This is a genomic window from Nonomuraea sp. NPDC049504 (assembly GCF_040676845.1).
Taxonomy (GTDB): domain Bacteria; phylum Actinomycetota; class Actinomycetes; order Streptosporangiales; family Streptosporangiaceae; genus Nonomuraea; species Nonomuraea salmonea.
This window is the reverse complement of record NZ_JBFAPT010000002.1, coordinates 492,144-509,599: the sequence shown is the minus strand read 5'-3', so window position 1 is coordinate 509,599 and position 17,456 is coordinate 492,144. Positions and strand designations below refer to the sequence as shown.

13 protein-coding genes are annotated in these 17,456 nt (G+C 73.5%); 10 read left to right on the top strand and 3 right to left on the bottom strand.

The window, feature by feature from the left end; genetic code table 11:
• The first annotated feature begins 4 nt into the window (after positions 1 to 4).
• The 6 genes from AB0K28_RS05605 (at position 5) to AB0K28_RS05580 (ending at position 4,525) form a co-directional block, all read left to right on the top strand.
• Positions 5 to 460 (top strand): Clp protease N-terminal domain-containing protein, encoded by a 456-nt coding sequence (locus AB0K28_RS05605; RefSeq protein WP_345396834.1) that lies wholly within the window; start codon positions 5 to 7, stop codon positions 458 to 460.
• A gap of 100 nt (positions 461 to 560) precedes the next feature.
• Complete coding sequence (locus AB0K28_RS05600; RefSeq protein WP_345396831.1) at positions 561 to 1,316, top strand: class I SAM-dependent methyltransferase; 756 nt, start codon at positions 561 to 563, stop codon at positions 1,314 to 1,316.
• 144 nt (positions 1,317 to 1,460) lie between these two features.
• The gene (locus AB0K28_RS05595; RefSeq protein WP_364365480.1) at positions 1,461 to 1,760 is read left to right on the top strand and encodes an SHOCT domain-containing protein; all 300 of its coding nucleotides are present in this window, start codon (positions 1,461 to 1,463) and stop codon (positions 1,758 to 1,760) included.
• 90 nt (positions 1,761 to 1,850) lie between these two features.
• Positions 1,851 to 2,051: a hypothetical protein gene (locus AB0K28_RS05590; RefSeq protein ID WP_345396828.1), complete on the top strand. Its 201-nt coding sequence runs from the start codon at positions 1,851 to 1,853 to the stop codon at positions 2,049 to 2,051.
• Positions 1,994 to 3,094: a sulfite exporter TauE/SafE family protein gene (locus AB0K28_RS05585; protein WP_364365869.1), complete on the top strand. Its 1,101-nt coding sequence runs from the start codon at positions 1,994 to 1,996 to the stop codon at positions 3,092 to 3,094. The genes AB0K28_RS05590 and AB0K28_RS05585 overlap by 58 nt, the downstream gene beginning before the upstream one ends.
• Before the next feature lie 72 nt (positions 3,095 to 3,166).
• Positions 3,167 to 4,525 carry a tetratricopeptide repeat protein gene (locus tag AB0K28_RS05580; protein ID WP_364365477.1) on the top strand — a complete coding sequence of 453 codons (1,359 nt, stop codon included), beginning with the start codon at positions 3,167 to 3,169 and terminating at the stop codon, positions 4,523 to 4,525.
• A 1-nt stretch (position 4,526) separates the two neighbouring features.
• Here AB0K28_RS05580 and ald read toward each other — a convergent pair whose 3' ends face one another.
• Both ald and AB0K28_RS05570 read right to left on the bottom strand, forming a co-directional pair.
• A complete protein-coding gene (gene ald / locus AB0K28_RS05575; protein WP_364365474.1) occupies positions 4,527 to 5,636 on the bottom strand; it encodes an alanine dehydrogenase in 1,110 nt (369 codons plus the stop codon).
• A 52-nt stretch (positions 5,637 to 5,688) separates the two neighbouring features.
• Entirely contained in the window at positions 5,689 to 7,071 is a 1,383-nt protein-coding gene (locus AB0K28_RS05570; RefSeq protein WP_364365471.1) for an aspartate aminotransferase family protein, read from the bottom strand.
• A gap of 275 nt (positions 7,072 to 7,346) precedes the next feature.
• On the opposite strand from AB0K28_RS05570, the gene AB0K28_RS05565 reads away from it, so the two are divergent.
• Complete coding sequence (locus AB0K28_RS05565) at positions 7,347 to 8,702, top strand: dipeptidase (RefSeq protein WP_345396816.1); 1,356 nt, start codon at positions 7,347 to 7,349, stop codon at positions 8,700 to 8,702.
• On the opposite strand, the gene AB0K28_RS05560 is transcribed toward AB0K28_RS05565, so the two are convergent.
• Positions 8,699 to 9,223, bottom strand: a complete 525-nt coding sequence (locus AB0K28_RS05560; RefSeq protein WP_364365468.1) for a cysteine dioxygenase family protein — start codon at positions 9,221 to 9,223, stop codon at positions 8,699 to 8,701. The genes AB0K28_RS05565 and AB0K28_RS05560 overlap by 4 nt on opposite strands.
• Positions 9,224 to 9,332: 109 nt before the next feature.
• On the opposite strand from AB0K28_RS05560, the gene AB0K28_RS05555 reads away from it, so the two are divergent.
• The 3 genes from AB0K28_RS05555 (at position 9,333) to AB0K28_RS05545 (ending at position 17,446) form a co-directional block, all read left to right on the top strand.
• Positions 9,333 to 10,193, top strand: a complete 861-nt coding sequence (locus AB0K28_RS05555) for a LysR family transcriptional regulator (RefSeq protein WP_345396813.1) — start codon at positions 9,333 to 9,335, stop codon at positions 10,191 to 10,193.
• Between the two features lie 32 nt (positions 10,194 to 10,225).
• Positions 10,226 to 10,855, top strand: coding sequence for a LysE family translocator (locus AB0K28_RS05550; protein ID WP_345396810.1), 630 nt, complete (start codon positions 10,226 to 10,228; stop codon positions 10,853 to 10,855).
• A gap of 96 nt (positions 10,856 to 10,951) precedes the next feature.
• Positions 10,952 to 17,446 (top strand): tetratricopeptide repeat protein, encoded by a 6,495-nt coding sequence (locus tag AB0K28_RS05545; protein ID WP_364365464.1) that lies wholly within the window; start codon positions 10,952 to 10,954, stop codon positions 17,444 to 17,446.
• The last annotated feature ends 10 nt before the right edge of the window (positions 17,447 to 17,456 follow it).

Sequence of the window (17,456 nt, the reverse complement as noted above, 5' to 3'; positions counted from 1 at the left end):
GACGATGTTCGGCAAGCAGAAAGGCGCGGTGACGGTCATCGTCAAGGCCGCGTTCGAGGAGGCGCGGCTGCGCGGCGACCGGCGGCTCGGCACCGAGCACCTGCTGCTCGGCCTGCTCCACCACGAGCAGTCCGCGCGGGCGCTCGGCGTCGACCTCGCCGCCGCCCGCGCCGCGCTGGACGAGCTCGACCGGGCGGCGCTGCGGATGCTCGGCCTGGAGGTCGGCGATCTGCCGGCGACGCCGCGCAAGCACCCGGCCGTCCCCGCCACGGCGCTCACGTCGAGCGCCCGCGCCGCGCTCAACCAGGCCGTCAAGGCCACGACCGCGAAGGCCAGGAACGCGGAGATGCCCCGCCATCTGGCGCTCACCCTGCTCGGCCGGCGCCACCCCGACCCGGTGGCGCACCTCATCGACCACCTGGCCCTGGACCGCTCCGCCCTCCGCGCCAAGCTCACCTGACGACCCGCCCCTGCGCCCGCGACCGGACCTCCGGCAACGGCGCCCGCACGAAAGGAGATATTGGGTTGAGCGGGGGCCGTGGCGTTGAGAAGGTCGAGGGATGGGGCGCAGCTTTGACGACTTGGTGCAGGAAGCCGGAACCGTCTCCGTGGCCGGGTGGGACTTCTCCTGGCTCGACGGCAGGGCCAGCGAAGAACGGCCGTCCTGGGGCTACTCGCGGCTGCTCGGCGAGCGCATGGCCACGGTCAGGAGCGCGCTCGACGTGCAGACCGGCGGCGGCGAGGTGCTGGCCGGCGTACCCACCCTGCCGCCGGTGACCGTGGCCACCGAGTCGTGGCCGCCCAACCTCAGGCTGGCCGCCGCCCGGCTGCGACCGCGCGGCGCGTGGGTGGTGCACGACGACGACGAGCCGCGCCTGCCGTTCGCCGACGCCGTCTTCGACCTGGTCGTCAGCCGTCACCCCGTGCAGACGTGGTGGACGGAGATCGCCCGCGTGCTCCGGCCCGGCGGCGCGTACTTCTCCCAGCAGATCGGCCCGCGCACCGTCGGCGAGCTGACCGAGTTCTTCCTCGGCCCGCAGCGCTCCCACACCCGCGACGTCGGCGCGGCCAGGGCGGCGGCCGAGGCGGCCGGGCTGGAGGTCGTCGACCTGCGTTCCGAGCGGCTCCGCATGGAGTTCCGCGACGTCGGGGCGGTGATCTACTTCCTGCGCAAGGTGATCTGGACCGTGCCCGGCTTCTCCGTCGAGCGCTACCACGACCGGCTGCGCGAGCTGCACGAGCTGATCGAGGCGCAGGGGCCGTTCGTGGCCCACTCGGCCCGCTTCCTCATCGACGCCCGCAAGCCGATCGGTTGAGGCGCGCCCCCGGCCTACCCCCGGCGTCGTACGCGACCGCGGCCTGACCACTCCCCCGGGCGCAGTCGCGACAGAGCCCGGCGTGCGATTCGCCATGGCCTCCCGCGCAGGACCCTGGAGTCACAGCGTTCGAAGGAGGAGAACATGCACACCATCGCCATGTCGGCGCCCCACTGGGGTCCCGCCGCGGGTTTCTGGCCGATCTTCCCCCTCGCCTGGGGGCTGCTGTGGGTGGCGGTCATCGCGCTCGCCGTCACGGGGTTCCGCAAGGGCTGGTGGGGGCCCCGGCGCGCGGCCGCCGCAACCCCGGGTGCGACCCCGGGCGCGCCCACCGAGCCGACCGCCACCGCGGAGCGGATCCTCGCCGAGAGGTACGCCCGCGGGGAGATGACGGACGACGAGTACTTCGAGAAGATGTCCGTGCTCCGCGGCGGAGCTGCATAAACCTCACTTGGAGGCAAAGAACTGTCACTGGTCGCGTTCATGGCGTCGCGTTACGTTTCGTATACGCCTTCATCGGAAGTGGGGACAAGCATGCGGTCCATCGCCAAGTTCTGCGGCCAGTGCAGCTGCGGCTGCCCCGAGCTGTTCGTCGATCACACGGCGCCTGAGGAACGCCAGGTGGTCATCGTCGACGACTTCGGGCAGCGCGTGGAGATGAGCCTCGACCAGTTCGAATCGATCGTGGAGGCCGCCAAGAGCGGGTCTCTGGACAGCCTGGCGCTCGTACCCTGAGCGCGCAGGTCCTGACCCTGCTGGCCGGCGGGGCGGCCGCCGGTCTGCTCGCGGGCACCGCGACCTGTACGGCGGCGCAGGGCGGGCTGCTCATCGGGCTCGCCGACGGGCCTCGCGGGCGTGATCCCGCGCTGGTCGGCTGGTTCCTCGCGGGGCGTCTGGCCTCGCACACGGCGGCGGGGGCGCTGCTCGGGCTGCTCGGCTCGGCCGTCACCCTGCCGCCGCAGGCGCGGGCGGTGCTGCTCGTCGCGGCCGGCCTCACGGTCATCGCCCTCGCCGTCCGCCTGATCCGGCGCGACCGGACACCCTGCGCGAACCCGCCGTCAGGCGCGGAGCCCGCAGCCGGCACGGAGCCGGCGGCGGGCGCGGAACTCCAAGAGGAGCCGACAGCGGGCGCGGAACTCCAAGAGGAGCCGACGGCCTGCGGCGAATGCGGCCCTGCCACCGCCGAGCCCCGTCCCACCGCCGAGCCCCGTCCCGCCTCCGGGCGGCGGGCGGCGCTGCTGGGGGCGGTCACCGTCCTCGTGCCCTGCGGGGTCACGCTTGGCATGGAGATGGTCGCGATCACCAGCGGCTCGCCGCTCGCGGGTGCGGCGGTCATGGCGGGGTTCGTGGCGGGCACCGCGCCGGCGTTCGCGCTCCTCGGGTACGTCCTGCGGCGCGTCTCCAGGACCCGCCTGGCCCGGCTGGCCGGAGTGGTGGCGATCGCCGCCGGCCTGTGGACGGCGGGGACCGGCGTCAACCTCGGCGGCTGGCTGACCGCCCCCGCCCCCGCCCAGGCCACCTCGCAGGGCAGCAGGCCCACGTCGGTGACCGTGTGGGCGACGCGCGAGGGCTACCGCCCCGCCATGGTCGACGCCCGGGCGAACGCCCCCGTCGAGGTGGTCTTCAAGGTGCTCGACCAGGGCTGCACCGGCACCGTCGTCATCGAGGGGCGCGACGTGGCGCTGCCCGCCACCGTACGCCTGCCGCCCCGGCCCCCGGGCACCCTGCGGTACGTCTGCGGGATGGGCATGTACGCGGGCTTCATCAACTTCTCGTGAAGCCTTAGGGCGATTACGGTTCGCGATCGGCTGATCACGTGCCAGTCTGTCGCCATGGCCTGGCGAGGAGAGGTGGCGGTACCAGCGCCGCGCGCAGGAGACGAGCCCGAGTTGCTGGCCGCCGCGCGGGCGGGTGACGCCCGCGCCGCGCACCGGCTGGGCAAGCTCTACGCCCAGCACGGCGAGCGGGCGGCGGCCAAGCACTGGTGGGAGCGGGCGGCCGCGGGCGGCAACGTCGACAGCGCGTACAACCTGGGCATCTGGCACGAGAAGCACGGCAGCCTGGAGGAGGCCGTCACCTGGTACGAGGCGGCGGCCAGCACCGGCGACGCCGAGGCGGCGACGCACCTCGCGACCCTGCTGCTGGAGCAGCGCGGCGACCCGGGGGCGGCGAGGGTGTGGTTCGAGAGCGCGGCGACGGCCGGGTCCCGGGCGGCGGCCCGGCGGCTGGCGCTGATGTGCGAGGAGACGGGCGAGCTGGGCGCGGCCCGCGAGTGGCATCGCAGGGCGGCGGCCGACGGCGACGTGGCCTCGGCCCACGACCTGGGGTTCCTGGCGTACTGCGGGGGCGACGACGCCGAGACCCTGCACTGGTGGGAGTACGCGGCCAGGGGCGGCCACGCCGAGTCCGCGTACTGCCTGGGTCTCTATCTCGACGCGAGCCGCGACCCCGAGGGCGCGGAGGCGTACTACCGGCTGGCCGCGCGCAGCGAGCATCCCGGCGCGGCGTCGCGCCTGGGCGGGGTGGCGCTGTCTCGGGGCGACCTGCGCACGGCGCGGGGCTGGTTCGAGCAGGCGGCCGCCGCCGGGCGGGCGTGCGACCAGCGGATGGCCGGGTTCGTCTGCGTGGAGCTGGGCGACACGGCGGCGGCCAGCCACTGGTTCGGCCGGGCGGCGGCGGGCGGCGACGCCGAGGCCGCCTACAACTACGGGCTGCTGCTGATAGCCGAGTTCGGCGACCTGGCGGGCGGGCGCCACTGGTTCCGCCAGGCCGCGCAGGCGGGGCACCACGAGGCCGCCGTCGAGCTGGGCGGCCTGCTGTCGGTTGCGGGCGAGCACGGCGAGGCGCAGGCGTGGCTGTCGGACCCGCCGCCGCCCGCGTGGGCGCGACCGGCCGAGCCCGAGCTGACGGCCAGGGCCGAGCTGGCCGCGGCGGCGATCGGGCGCGGCGGCGGTGAGCCGCCGGCCGTGGCCGACCTGGCCGAGGTGCTGAGCACGTGGGACGTCGTCACCCGGCCGCTGCACGACCACTCCGACGTGGTGGCGTGGCTGGTGGCGCGCAGCGGCGTGCATCTCAGCGCGGTGGAGCACCTGGCGTCGGTGCGCGGCACGCTGCTGCGTCCCGGCAGCTCGCCGTGGCCGGGGCAGGGCGAGCTGCAGCACGTCCTGACCACGGCCCGCGACCTGCGCCGCCGCCTCGGGGTCCGCTGACTCAGAGAACCTCGGAGACCGGCGTGTACGGCAGGCCGAGCGCCTGCGCGACCGGCTCGTTCGTGAGCCGCCCGCCGTGCGTGTTGAGCCCGCCCGCGAGCCCCGGGTCGCTCTTGAGCGCGTCGCGCCAGCCCAGGTTGGCCAGCTTGACCGCGTACGGCAGGGTCGCGTTGGTCAGCGCGTACGTCGAGGTGTTGGCCACCGAGCCGGGCATGTTGGCCACGCAGTAGAAGACCGACTCGTGCACCTTGTAGGTGGGCTCGGCGTGGGTGGTGGGCCGCGAGTCCTCGAAGCAGCCGCCCTGGTCGATGGCGATGTCCACGAGCACGGAGCCGGGCTTCATCCGGGAGACGAGGTCGTTGGAGACCAGCGTCGGGGCCTTGGCGCCGGGGATGAGCACCGCGCCGATGACGAGGTCGGCCCGCAGGACCTCCTGCTCGATCGCGTACGAGGTGGACACGACCGTCTTGAGCCGGCCCTGGTAGATGGCGTCGATCTGGCGCAGCCGGTCGATGTTGGTGTCGAGCACGGTGACGTCGGCGCCCATGCCGACGGCGACCTGCGCGGCGTTCAGGCCCGAGACGCCGCCGCCGATGACGACGACCTTCGCGGGCGCGACGCCGGGCACGCCGCCCGGCAGGATGCCCCTGCCGCCGTTGAAGCGCATCAGGTTGTACGCCCCCACCTGCGGCGCCAGCCGCCCGGCGACCTCGGACATCGGGGCGAGCAGCGGCAGGGCGTTGCCCACCTGCACGGTCTCGTACGCGATGCCGGTCGTGCGGGCCTCGAGCAGCGCGTCGGTGCACGGCTTGGAGGCGGCGAGGTGCAGGTACGTGAACAGCACCAGCCCCTCGCGCAGCCGGTGGTACTCCTCGGCGATGGGCTCCTTCACCTTGAGCACCATGTCGGACTCGGCCCACACGGCGTCGGCGGAGTCGATGATCTTGGCGCCCGCGGCCAGATACTCCTCGTCGGTGATCTGCGAACCCAGGCCGGCGCCCCGCTGTACGGAGACGTCGTGCCCGTTGCGCACCAGCTCGTGCACACCCGCCGGAGTGGCGGCGACACGGTATTCGTGGTTTTTGACCTCGGCTGGGACGCCGATCTTCATTGCGGTGGTTCCTTTCGGGAACCGGCACGTCGTCGTACCGGATGGAAGGGTGTCATAGCCGTGCCCACGCCTCCGTGAGCACGCCGCGCAGGATCTCGCCGATCTCGTCGAACTCCTTCTGCCCGGCGATCAGTGGCGGCGCGAGCTGGATGACCGGGTCGCCGCGGTCGTCGGCCCGGCAGTAGAGGCCGGCGTCGAACAGCGCCTTCGACAGGAAGCCGCGCAGCAGCCGCTCAGACTCCTCGGCGTCGAACGTCTCCTTCGTCGCCTTGTCCTTGACCAGCTCGATGCCCCAGAAGTAGCCGGAGCCGCGCACGTCGCCGACGATCGGCAGGTCGCGCAGGTCGTCGAGGGTCTGGCGGAAGCGGGGCTCATTGGCGGTGACGTGGCCGAGCAGGTCTTCGCGCTCGAAGATGTCGAGGTTGGCCAGCGCGACGGCGGCGGAGACGGGGTGGCCGCCGAAGGTGTAGCCGTGGGCGAACATGGTGTCGCCGTCCTTGAACGGCTCGAACAGCCGCTCGTGCGCGATCATGGCGCCGATCGGGGAATAGCCGCTGGTCATGCCCTTGGCGCAGGTGATGATGTCGGGCACGTAGTCGAACTTCTCGCCGCCGAACATGGTGCCGAGGCGGCCGAAGGCGCAGATGACCTCGTCGGAGACGAGCAGCACGTCGTACTCGTCGCAGATCTCGCGCAGCCGCTGGAAGTAGCCGGGAGGGGGCGGGAAGCAGCCGCCGGCGTTCTGGACGGGCTCGGCGAAGACGGCGGCCACCGTGTCGGGGCCCTCCATCTCGATGGCGCGGGCCACCCGGTCGGCGGCCCACCGGCCGTACTGCTCGGGGGTCATGCCGGGGACGCCGGTGATCTCGTCGGCGCGGTAGTGGTTGGTGTTGGGCACCCTGACCGAGCCCGGCACGAGCGGCTCGAACATCTGCTTGAACGCCGGGATGCCGGTGATCGACAGCGCGCCCTGCGGGGTGCCGTGGTAGGCGATCTGCCGGCTGATGACCTTGTGCTTGAGGGGCTTGCCGACGAGCTTGTAGTACTGCTTGGCGAGTTTCCACGCGGTCTCGACCGCCTCGCCGCCGCCGGTGGTGAAGAAGACGCGGTTCAGCTCGCCCGGGGTGTGAGCGGCCAGCCGCTGGGCCAGCTCGGCCGCCTTGGGGTGGGCGTAGGACCAGAGCGGGAAGAACGCCAGCTCCTGTGCCTGCTTGGCGGCGGCCTCGGCCAGCTCCTGCCGGCCGTGACCCACCTGGACGACGAAGAGCCCCGCCAGACCGTCGAGGTAGCGCTTGCCGTGGATGTCGTAGATGTAGGACCCCTCACCGCGCACGATGGTGGGGATCTCGGACTGCTCGTAGGCGCTGTGTCGGGTGAAGTGCAACCACAGGTTGTCCTGCGCGGCTCTCAGGACGTCGAGTTCCGGCTGCGTCATGGTTATCTTCCCTCGTGTCTGAACTCCCCACAGTCTGCACGTTCACCTGCGGAGTTGCCAAGCGAATCGGTCGCAGCAATATGCAGGAAAATCGGGATCCGCAGAACCCATATGTAACCACGACGAAATCCGCAGGTAGATTAGCCCGCGGGTCAGGACCGCGACCTGTCCTGTTTCCGCAGGACAGGACCGGTTGTGGTCCAATGAGACCGAAACTGCCGTGAGCGCCCGGTGACGGGCGCGACTGTTGAGAACGACCCCCGGGGGACCGTCCCGTGACTCCTGAACAGATCGAGAACGCTGTCTCCGCCGCGATGCCGCAGGCCGTCGAGGAGCTCAAGCGGCTGGCCGCCATTCCCTCCGTGGCCTTCCCCGGGCACCCGCAGGAGCCGGTGTTCGCCGCCGCCAAGATGACGGAGGAGCTGCTGCGCTCCACCGGGTTGCCGCGCGTGCAGCAGGTGCCCGTCGAAGGCAGCTTCCCGGCCGTCTACGGCGAGGCCCCCGCCCCGCCCGGCATGCCGACCGTGCTGCTGTACGCCCACTACGACGTGCAGCCCGCCGGCGACCCCGCCGCGTGGCGCACGCCGCCGTTCGAGCCGACGCTGATCGACGGCCGCCTCTACGGCCGCGGCACCGCCGACGACAAGTCAGGCGTCATCTCCCACGTCACCGCCCTGCGCGCCTTCCAGGGGAACTTCCCCGTCGGCATCAAGGTGATCATCGAGGGCCAGGAGGAATACGCCGGCGACCGCCTCGAGGCGTTCGTCGAGCGCAACCCCGAGCTGCTGCGCGCCGACACCATCGTGGTCGCCGACACCGGCAACCCGCGCGTCGCCGACCCGGCGGTCACCACCTCGCTGCGCGGCATGGCCGCGTTCACCATCGAGGTGCGCACGCTGCGCGAGCCCGTGCACAGCGGGTCCTTCGGCGGCGCCGCGCCCGACGCGCTGGCCGCCCTCATGCGCATGCTGACCGCGCTGCACGACGAGAACGGCGACGTGCGCGTGCCCGGCCTGCCCCGCGGGTCGTTCCTCGGGCAGGGGCCGTCGGAGGAGGAGTTCAGGAGGACGGCCGGAGTGCTCGACGGCGTCTCGCTCGTGGGGTCGGGGTCGCTGGCCGACCGGCTCTGGTCGTCGTACGCGATCACCGTCACCGGCCTCGACGTGCCGACCGTCTCCGGCGCCATCAACGCCGTCCAGCCCGTCGCGCGGGCCAGGGTGACCGTCCGCGTGCCTCCGGCGAGCGACCCCAAGACCGCGATCGACGCCGTGGCCGACTTCCTGCGCCAGGTGGCGCCGTGGGGCGTGCGGGTGTCGTTCGGCGACCACACCGTGGGCGCCGGCTTCCAGGCCGACTCCGGCGGCAAGGCCCGCTCGGCGCTCAACCGCGCCATGGAGCGCGCCTTCGGCCGCCCGCCCAGGGACGTCGGCGCCGGCGGCTCGATCCCGCTGGTCAGCACCCTGCTCAAGCAGTTCCCCGCGGCCGAGATCCTGCTGTTCGGGGCGGAGGACGAGGAGGCCGCCATCCACGCGCCCAACGAGCGGGTCGATCTTGAGGAGCTGCGCCGGGTCGCCACGACGGAGGCGTTGTTCCTGCACGAGCTGAGCCTGCCGTCGGCGCTCGGGGTCTAACGCACGGGTAGGTCGTACACGCGGCGGACGCTGCTGCCCAGCCTGGCCACGTCCGCCCCGTACACGTGCAGCGACACCCCCACCTCGTCGCTGGTGTTGCGCACCCTGTGGATGTCGCCGGGCGGGGCGAACCCGCTGACCTCGCCCGGGTCGTTGGCGGCCCGGCCGATCTCGATCAGGTGGTCGCCCATGTCGCGGTAGAGGATCTCGTACTCGATGCCGCTCAGGATGCCGAACGTGCACCACGACACGTGGTCGTGCACCGGGGTCTCCTGGCCGGGGCGCCAGACGACGCCACAGATCGAGAAGCGGTCCTCGGCGTGCAGGACGTGCGAGACGTAGCCGCCTGGCGAGCCCTCGCGTTCGTCCGGCGTGAGCACGTCGAGACCGGGCAGGTGGTCGCGGAGCAGGTCGGCGACCGCGAAGGCGGTCGGCCTGGCGCCCAGGCCGCGGGCGACGATGCGCGACACGCCCCTCACGAGGACGTCCAGACCTGGTCTGGTGATGGTGGCGGTCTTCATGGTGAACCCCCTGCCGAGGTCCGTCCGCTGCCTTCCCTTCCACGGTCCCTCACCTCGACTGATAGGTCCAACAGATGTCTTGTGGTTGATCGATAGATATGCTTGATGGATGCTGGATGTCGCTCGTCTGCGCGTCCTCCTCGCGGTCGCCCGTAAGGGCTCGCTGACCGAAGCCGCCAAGGAGCTGCACTACTCCCAGCCCTCCGTCAGCCACCACCTGGCCAGGCTGGAGGCCGAGACCGGCGCCAAGCTCATCCAGCGCGCCGGGCGCGGCATCCGGCTCACCGAGGCGGGCCGGCTGCTCGCCGAGCGGGCCGCCGACATCATCGAACGCCTCGACGCCACCGCCGAGGAGCTCGCCGCGCACGTGGGGCTGCGGTCCGGGCGGGTCCGGCTGGCGTCCTTCCCCTCCGCGCTCGGCACGTTCATCCCCAAGGCCGCCACACTGCTCGCCGACGCCCATCCCGGGCTGCGGCTCCAGCTCACCGAGGTGGAGCCGCCCGAGGCGCTGCGGCTGCTGCGGGCCGGGCGGGTCGACGTCGCCGTCATCTTCCGGTACGACGACACCGCTCCGGAGGACAACGGCCTCCACCTCGTCCACCTGCTCGACGACCCCAGCTTCCTGCTGGCCGCCGACGAGCCCGGCGCGCCCGCCGACCACGCCGGGTCCTCCTGGATCGCGGGCTGCGACCGGTGCCGCAGCCACCTGCTCGACGTGTGCGCGAAGGCCGGCTTCGAGCCGCGCATCGGGTTCACCAGCGACGACATCGTGGCCGTACAGGCGCTGGTGGCCGCCGGGCTGGGCGTGACGCTGCTGCCCGGCCTCGCGCTCGCCGCCCACCGCCATCCCGAGGTGCGGGCGCGCGAGGTGCCCGGCTCGGTGCGACACGTGTACGCCGCCGTCTACGGCGAACCACCCCACCCGCCCGCCACGCAGGCCCTCCTCACCGCCCTCACCCAGAGCCTCTGAAAAGTCGTTGACGCCGTTCCTACGATGGCCTCATGCCGGACATCACCACCCTCGCCCTCTTCTGCGCGGCCACCCTCGGGCTGCTGATCGTCCCGGGACCGGCGGTGCTCTACATCGTCACCAGGAGCGTCGCCCAAGGCCGGGGCGCGGGCATCATCTCGGTGCTCGGCGTGCACGCCGGCTCCCTCGTCCACGTGGCCGCCGCCGCGCTCGGCATCAGCGCCCTGCTGGCCGCGTCGGCCACCGCGTTCACCGTGGTCAAGTACGTCGGCGTGGCCTACCTGCTCTGGCTCGGCGTCCGCAAGCTCATGCGCAAGGGCTCCACCGGCGACACGCCGGTGGAGCTGCCGGTGCAGACGCGGCGGCGGCTGTTCTGGGAGGGGTTCGTGGTGAACGTGCTCAACCCCAAGACGGCCATCTTCTTCCTGGCGTTCCTGCCGCAGTTCGTGCACCCGGAGGCCGGGCCGGTGGGGCCGCAGATCCTGCTGCTCGGGCTGCTGTGGGTGGTGCTCGGGGTGGCGTCCGACGGTGCGTACGCGCTGCTGTCCTCCGCCCTCGCCGGCCGGCTGCGCGGGTCGGCCCGTGCCCGGCGGCGGCTGGACGTGGGCAGCGGGCTCGTGTACCTGGGGATGGCGGCGTGGCTCACGACGGAGAAGGCGTGACAAGCCGGGAAATTTCCGGGCCATAGTGCGATAGTGAGTTAGATCAGCCGCTGATCAGGGGGAAGGCACGCCGGGACGTAGCTGATAGGCGGACCCATGCACACGCCACCGCACAGCCTCGGGCTCGAACGGGTCGCCGAGGTCTTCTCCGGTCATGACGACGTCGTCGGCGTGACCGGCTCGGGGTACGCGATCGGTGCCGATCTCGTGCTGACCTCCGGGCAGGTCGTGGACGCGGGCGGGCCGTGCCACGTACGCCCGGCGTGGTCGGACCGCTGGCTGCCGGCCGAGCCGGTGTGGCGGGGCCGGCGCGGCGCGGACGCGGTGCTGCTGCGCGTACCGGAACCGGCCTGGGCGACCCTGGCCGACATCGAGCACACGCGCTGGGGCCGCGTCACGGGGGCGACGGCGCGCTGCGCGGCGTCCGGCTACGGGCAGGCCGGGGAGCGGGGCGGGGCCCGCGCGCCTGAGACGGTGTCCGGGCTGGTGGAGCCGCCCGCGAGCGCCGTGTCCAAGACGTTGACGGCCCGCGTGGTCAGCCCCGGCTTCGAGACCCGCCCGGCGGCGCTCTGGCACGGACTGCCCGGCGCCGCGCTGCTCGCCGAACCGGCCGGGCAGATCGTCGGCGTGGTCATCGGGTACGCGCCGCGCCGCCTCGACGTCGTCCCGGTGACCGCGTTGCTCGCCGACGAACGCTTCCGCGACCTGACCGGCGTCGCCCCCTGGCGCCTCGAAACCATCCCCGGCCCTCCCGCCGTGGCCCTTGCCACCCTGCTGACCCCCGCCGTAGCCCTCCCCGCACCACCGCCCCCTGCCCGCAACCCCTCACCGGCACCGCCTGTCCCGGACGTCCTGGCCGCACCGGTCGTCCCCCCGCCTGCCTCGGTGCGCGGCCACGGCCACTGGGCGGACTTGATGGCTCGGCACGCCGTGGTGCCGTTCCTGGGCCGGGAGGCGCCGCTCGCGGAGTTGCACGCGTGGGCCGCGGAGGCGGCGGCGTTGTCGATCGCCGTACTGACCGGGCGAGGCGGCACGGGAAAGACCCGGCTGGCCGCCGAGCTGTGCGCGGAGCTGGGCTCGGCCGGATGGGACGCGGGCTTCCTCCCACGGGACACCCTCGCAGCCATACTCTCCGCACCACCACCCAGCGACCTGAGAACACCTCCGTCCGGACAGGTGCTCCGCCTGGAGGCTTCGAGACCGACACTCGTCGTCCTGGACGGCCCGGAGCCATCGGCCCCGCTGGTGGGCGAGCTGATCCGCCGCCTGGCCCAACACGGCCGCAACCCCCGCATACGACTCCTGCTGGTGGCCCGCGAACCCGGCGACCCCGACTGGTGGCGCCGCCTCGACACAGCAGCCGGCGGCCGTCTGAGACGCCTCAACACCACGAGAATCCAGCTCAACACCCACCCGCTGACGCTCCCCGAGCGGGAAGACCACGCCCTGGCCGCCATGCGCGCCTTCGCCCCAGGCCAAGCCGCACTCCCCACCCCACCCCGCCTCGACGACCCGGAATACGGCCTCCCCCTCCACGTCCACCTGGCGGCCTTACTACATCTGGACGGCGACTCCCCGGTCAGCGGCGCAACCCTGATCGACCGCTTCCTGACCCGAGAGTCGGCCCGCTGGTCCCAGCTATGGCAGCCCCGCCCCGAGGACGATCAGCCGACCGCTCCCCAACCCCAGCTGGACGAGCACGGTGACGCGATCGCCCCTCCATGGGAGAGGTTCGAGTGGTTCGGCGACCTGGGCGACCAGCGGCCGGGCGGGCCAGAGCGGCTCGGCCACTCGGCAAGACGACAGGCGGTGGCCGTCCTGCTGCTCACCACCCCCCGCCCCGACGAACTCCCCGCCCTGCTGACCACCGTCCCCAGCATCCGCGCCCGCACCCCCTCCACAGCCTCAGCACACCCCAGCGCCGCCGCGGACACGACAAGCCCTGACACCACCACCCACATCGGTGGCGCGGCCACCGCGCACGCCGCCTCTGTGGACCGGCAGGGCGGGGTGGCCGAGGAGGTGGCGCGGTGGTCGGGGCGGGTGGGGGTGCCGGCCCACGGGTTCGATGTGGTGGGTGAGCAGCTGCTGGACGGGACGGAGGATCTTGACGCGCTCGTCCTCGCCGTCCACGATCACGAGGCACGGACGACGGCGCATCTCGTACGGATGCTCGACGTGCTGCGGCTCGCCGCCGGCCGCGAACGGGTCAGGGCGGCGCTGTGGTCGCTGATCGCCAGCCGCATCGGCCGGCTGGTCGCGGCGGCCGTGGGCGATCCCGGCGGCGGGCTGGGCGACGCGGTCAACGCGGCGCTGGTCCTGTTCGGCGGGGACCGGCAGCTCGCCGAGGCGGTGGCCGCCCTCCCCGTGGCGCAACCGGGGAACGCCGGCCCTGGGCTGCGCAACGGCGGGCTCGGCCTGCGGGCGCTGGACGTCACCCTCGCCGAGCTGACCGTGCGGCACCGGCGCGCGACCGGGGAACGGGTCGCGCTGGCCGGTGCCCTGGCGTGGTGGTCGCGGGGGCTGGCGGCCGTCGGCAGGGTGGGCGAGGCGGTCGCGGCGGCGGCGGAGGCCGTGGAGCTGTACGCCGGCGCTCCCCCGTACGAGGACGCGGTGGGGCAGGCGGAGGCGCTGTTCGGGCTGGGGGCGTACCTGCTGCTGGGCGGCGAGGCGGGCGGGGCGATCAAGCCCGCGAAGGAGGCGGCGACCCGCTTCCATCTCCTCGCCGAGGACGACCCCCGCTACGCGGGGCCTGCCGCCCGAGCCCAGTACAACGTGGCCTGCGCGCTGCTGGAGAGCGGCCGCCTGGAGGAGGCGGTGACGGCGTTCGAAGGCGCCGGCGGCCACCCCGGCTTCGCCTCCCACCTGACCACCCTCCTCACCCTCGCCAAAACCGGGACGAGCACAGGCCCTCAGCCCAGCCCCACCTGGAACGCCCACGCCGGCCCAGGCGGCCTCGCCACCCCAGGCACCAGCACCACCGGAGCAAGCGCCGGCAACCCCACTCCGCCCGGTGAGAGCGGCCTGACGCACGCGGGCAGCGAGAGGGCTTTCACCGGGTCAGGTGGAAGTGCCTCCGGTGGGGCGGGCGAAAGTCGGGCAGTTGGGGGCGGGCTCGCTGGAGCAAGCGCGAGCGAGCTGGGTGGGGCCGGGCGGGGCGGGCTCACCGGGACCGGTGCGGGTGGGTCGGGGTGGGGTGCGGGGGCGGGGCATGAGGCGGTGGCGGGGCCGGAGCCGCTGATGCCGTTCGACCAGGTCGGTACGGCTGAGGTGCTGCCTGAGCTGGCCGCCTGCCTGGCGGTGGCGGTCACCTCGGCGGTCAGGGGCGTCGCGCCGACGCATCGGGATGTGGCGCAGCGGCTGCACCTTGTCGCCGCCTGGCTGGAGGGCAACGGCAGGCCGGCCGAAGCGCTCGTTCCGGCGGGTGAGGCGGTGGCGCGGCTGCGGGGGCTGGCGGGTGAGGAGCCGGGGCTGCGGGCGATGCTGGCGTCGGCGGCCGGCCTGGTGGCGAGGTTGCACGCCGGGCTCGACGACCTGGACGCGGCCATCAGGGCGGCGGCGGAGGCCGTACGGAACCTGCGGGCCCTCGTGACGCTCGATCCCGCCGAGCACCGGCCCGCCCTGTCCGACCGGCTGCTCGACCTGGGCGAGCTGCTGCTGACCGACGACCGCCCTGAGGACGCGCTCGGGCCGTTGCAGGAGGCCATGGCCGTGCCGGTGGAGGCGTCCGAGGGGCACATGGCGGCCCAGGCGAGGGGGCGGCGGCTGCTCGGCCTCTGCCTGGACGGTCTGGGCCGGACGGCCGACGGGCCGGCGCAACTGGAGATGGCGGCCGAACTGTACGACGTGCTGAGCGTCGAGGACCCCTCCTACCGCCGGTACGGCCCCGAGATGCGGGCCCGGCTGCGCAGGGGCGGAGAGGCGGACCGGCCCGCCGACGAGCCGTGGCTGCTGCGGATGGTGCTCGACCGGCCAGAGGAGGCGGTGGCCAGGGCGGAGCGGCGGCTCGCCGAGTGCAGGGAGGCGGTGGAACGCGCCGGTACGCCGGAGATCGAGCGCATCCATGCGTACCTGTCGGCGCAGGCGGACCTTGCCCGGGTCTGGGCGGACACGGGGCGAGCCGGGGAGGGGTTCGCGCTGGCCATGCAGGCGGCCGAGCTGCTCGAACGTCATGCCGCGCCCGCCGCCCCGCACGCCATCGCCGTGGGCATGGTGGCGGCGGCGCTGGGCCGTTCGCTGGTGGGTCTTGGACGGTACAAAGAGGCCATCCCGCACCTGCTCACCGCCATCGAGGCGAGCCGCCCGCAGGCGGGCGCCCAGGCCGAGCTGGGCGAACTGCTCATCCTCGAAGCCGTCGCCCTGTCCCGCGCGGACTGCCCCTCGGACGCGGAGGCGGCGGCCGACCGCCTGGTCGACCTGTACACGTCCCTGGTGGCCGAAGGCGCGGCCCGCCCGTCGGCTTTGGCCGGCGCCCTGCGGCTGCAGGCCGGAATCCGCTTCGCCCGCCAGAACGCGGAGGGCGCCCTGGCCTCCGTCGACCGCGCACTCGGCCTCCTTCCCGCGCCTGGCGGCGACGACGAACGGCTCCTCTCCGCCGCCTGCCTGGAGCTGGCCGGCCTGTGCCTCGCCGACCTGCACGAACCCGACGCCGCCGAAGCCCGCCTGGCCGAGGGCACCACCGCGATGGCAACCCTCACCGCTCAGACCCCGGACGCGACCTTCAGGGGGAGCCCCGCCGGGCGGGTGCCGGATGAGTTCATGGGTGTGCATGTGCTGGCGCTGGTGCGGTTGGCGCGGTTGCGGGTGGAGGAGGAGGGGCCGGCGGCGGGGGTTGTGTTGTATGCGCGGATTCTCGGTATTCGTCCGCTGCCCGGGGCGGATGCGCTCGATGCGCTCATCGGGGCGCTTTCCGGGTTCGCGGGTGAGGTGCTGGCGACTGCCGGTCGGTTCGCCGACGGGGACGATCATGACCTTGTGGACGTCGGCGGGCTGGTGGGGCCGCTGACCGCGTTCACCGAGGCGCTTGAACGTGAGGTGCCGCTCAGCGCGGAAGGCGGGACGGACGCCCACGACCGGTACGGCCGGTGCCTGACGGCGTTCGGCGCGGCGGCGGCGCGGGCGGGCGACGTCGCGAGCGCGGTGCAGGTGGCCGAGCTGTGTGTACGCGTCCATCGAGGGCTCGCCGCCGTCTCCCCCGCCCACCGCGAACCTCTCGGCCACGCCCTCGCCACCCTCGCCGCCGCTGGGGTACCGCGTGGCCACGGCCTCGCCGCCGCCGCGCGGCCCGCACTGCCCGTGCTTGAGCAGGCCATTGCGTTGCTCGATGAGCGTGATCCGCGTCCGCTGGCCGAGACGTTGCACCACTACGCCGGTGCGCTGCTCGATCAGGGGCGGGCGGTGGAGGCGTTGGCGCATTGCGAGCGGGCCGCTGATCTGTGCGATGAGCTGAATGATCCGGGTGTCGCGGCGGCGGTGTTCGCGCGGCTCGGGTCCACGTTGGCCGCGCTCGACCGGCCGCAGGCGGCGCTGGAGGCGATCGCGTGGGCACTGGCCGAGGTGGACCGTGCCGAGGAGGCGGGTGGAGAGCTGCCGCTGGTGCGGGCGCGGGCGATCCAGGTGCGCGGGCGGGTGCTGAGGGTGTTCGGGCGGGAACGGGAGGCTTTGGCGCACCTCGTGGAGGCACTGACGTTGTTCAGGCGGTTGCCGGAGCCGCAGGCCGCCGCCGAGACGGCCGCGCTCATCGCGGACGACCTGCTGGCGGAGGGACGGCCTGAGGAGGCCACCAAGTACGCTCGGATCGCCGCAGATCACCACGAGCCGGGCACCGTCCAGCAGGTGCTCGCCACCCAGCGGCTGATCAGGTGCCACATGATGCTGGGCGCGCTGGCCGAGGCGAACACGCTGGTCGAGGGCCTGATCCCGGCGGCCAGGAAGATGCCTGGCGACCTGACGTACCGGGCGATTCTGGCGGACTCGCTGGCGCAGAGCTCCGAGCTGCTGCCCCTGCTCGGCCTGGACGACGGCGCCGAGGCGGAGGCCAGGGCGCGTGAGGCGATCACCATCTACGACCAGTTGCTGGCCACGGGCACGAACGCGCAGGCCCTGCACACCAGCAGGGCGGGCGCGTGCCTGACGCTGGCCGGGGCGCTCAGGATGCGGGAGCGGTCGGCCGAGGCGGTGCAGCCGCTGCGGGAGGCGGTGGCGGCGCTCGAACGGTTCTCGCCCGGCAACCCCATGCAGGCCGGGCTGCTGTCCAGGGCGATGCTCATGCTGGGCGACGCGCTCATGGAGGCGGGCCGGGCGCTGGAGGCCGGGCTGGTCTTCCATCGGGGTACGCAGGTGACCCGCGACCCGCTGTCACGGGCGGTCGCGCACGCCCGGCTCGGCATGTGCCAGCAGGAGCTGGGCCGGAACGACGCCGCCGACGCCGCGCTGCGCGTCTCCGCCGACCTGCTGCGCGGCCTCCCCGATGACGACGCCCCCGCCGGCCTGCTCCGTGACGTTCTGCGGCGCAGGCTGACCCTCCTGGAGAAAGCCGGCGGGACGGCCGAAGCCCAGGCCCTCCAGGACGAACTACGCCACACGACCTGAGCCGAGCCAG